This is a genomic window from Winogradskyella epiphytica (assembly GCF_003217215.1).
GTDB lineage: Bacteria > Bacteroidota > Bacteroidia > Flavobacteriales > Flavobacteriaceae > Winogradskyella > Winogradskyella epiphytica.
In genome coordinates, this window is record NZ_QJTD01000013.1 from 9240 (window position 1) to 11066 (window position 1827).

General features: G+C 29.2%; 2 protein-coding genes. Both read right to left on the reverse strand.

Annotation, left to right across the window (positions count from 1 at the left end):
* Positions 1–418 precede the first annotated feature (418 nt).
* Positions 419–769: a hypothetical protein gene (locus DFQ11_RS14360; RefSeq protein ID WP_110476576.1), complete on the reverse strand. Its 351-nt coding sequence runs from the start codon at positions 767–769 to the stop codon at positions 419–421.
* 309 nt (positions 770–1078) lie between these two features.
* Positions 1079–1693, reverse strand: a complete 615-nt coding sequence (locus tag DFQ11_RS14365) for a Yip1 family protein (protein WP_110476577.1) — start codon at positions 1691–1693, stop codon at positions 1079–1081.
* Positions 1694–1827: the final 134 nt, after the last annotated feature.

A 1827-nucleotide genomic window follows, 5' to 3' on the forward strand; every position in this document is an offset into this window, starting at 1 on the left:
AATTTTTTTTATACGGTGTTGCAAGTAGTAGTTTTTTTGTTCCGATTACTTTTATTTATCTTTAATCTGCTAACTTTTTCTAATTCCGTTTGAGTGGATATTCCGTTTTGAGTGAGATTCCGTTTGAGTGGAAATTCCGTTTGAGTGAGATTCCGTTTTGAGTGAAAATTCCGTTTGAGTAGAAAATCGGTAGAGTAAATTCAGCGTAATATTTGTTAAAAATCAGATTTATTTTATTTGCGAATTGATTGCGTTTGAGTGATTTCCGCTATTACTTGCAACGTGTTTGTGTATGATTTCGTTGCGTGTTTCAGCAACTAATTTAGCAAATACAAACCGAATAGAAAATCCGCGAGGATTTTCGTAAGTAGGCTTGTACTAGCAATGAATTATACACGGTGTTGGCATTTCGTTGTTTTTATTTTAAATTCAAAAGTCCGATTATAATTATCGGAATACTAAAGGGTATCATAAATGCTAAAAGTTTTTTGTCTGGTATATAAATCAATAAAATAATGGTCGAAATCGCAAAAATTATTATTTCACCATAAACGTTTTTCAAGTCGTATTTTTTTAAGAGAGAACCAATAATTACAGGAATAATTGCGCCTAAAGAAAGACCCGAAATCATTATTAAGGAAATATATATTCCTACTTCAATTCCTTTTAGAAAACTTACAAAAATAAACATAGGAATAACCCAAAGAAACCAAGAATTGGCTTTTAAAACTTTTTTTAGTTTATTTTGATTTAATTCCGTTTTATTCATAGTTTTCAATTCCGATAGAGTGAGCAATTCCGCAACTTGCTAAATTCCACATTAAGTTCCAGTTTTGTTTTTAATTCAGTTACCGATTCCGCAAACGAGCTAAAAGTCAAACGTTTTGTTTTAAATCACTCATAATTGTCATTTTTAACGGTTCTGCTCAATGAATGCCAACGTTTATGTATAAGGAAAGTTGCGTGTTTGTGTGCGAGGATTTTCCGAAGGAAAATCAGAAGCTAGCAAACGAGCAACTAACTTTGGTTTAGCTAAAACTAGCAATTTTTTTTATACGGTGTTAGCCACAGTATTTTATTAATATAAATATGGTTTAATCAGAAAGTAATAAAATATTCCAAAAATTACAGCTCCTGATAAATAATTCATAATCGTATTCAATGAATTCAGCTTTTGAGCAACTTTAAGTCCTTTAAAAAGTAAAATCAGTTGCCAAATTCCAAATATGGCTTGAACTAACATTAAAATTATAACCAATATTGATAAAGTCAGTTTTAGAGTTGTGCTAATGTCAGTTGTAATAATTCTTGCAACTAAAATACTTGGAATTAAAAAAATCACTGAAATAAAAAGAGGGAAATAAGACCAACTTAAAACACTATATATTTTTTTTAAATCGTTTTCCGCATTGAATAGTTTTCCAGTCAGTTTAATTAAATATCCGACAATTAAATTTGAAAATATTCCGTAAATGACTCCTAAAAAGACCATTGAAAAAATTGAAACAATTGTCATTTTAAAGCTCTCAATATTTATTAGTCCTTCAGACTTCATTATGTAGTAAATGAATATAATTCCGTTACAACCAAATAGCAGAAGTGTCTTAATCCAATTAATATCCTTTGAGAGAACTAATTCAAAAGATTCAGTAGGTTTTTTCCAAAAGGACTTGAGTTTTTGTATTATACTGATATAGGTTGACTCTTTTTTGTTATTGTTTACACGTTCAAAAGATTTTTTTTAAGCCGTTTAGAAGGCAAAAAAATAGTTTGAACTAGGTCTATTTTTAAATCTTAAGCTCAGGTAAATTTACCTTATTTTTTCGA

What these genes read in the sequence shown, in the direction of transcription:
- DFQ11_RS14360 (WP_110476576.1), bottom strand. Translation starts at nt 769, where the DNA reads ATGAATAAAACGGAATTAAATCAAAATAAACTAAAAAAAGTTTTAAAA.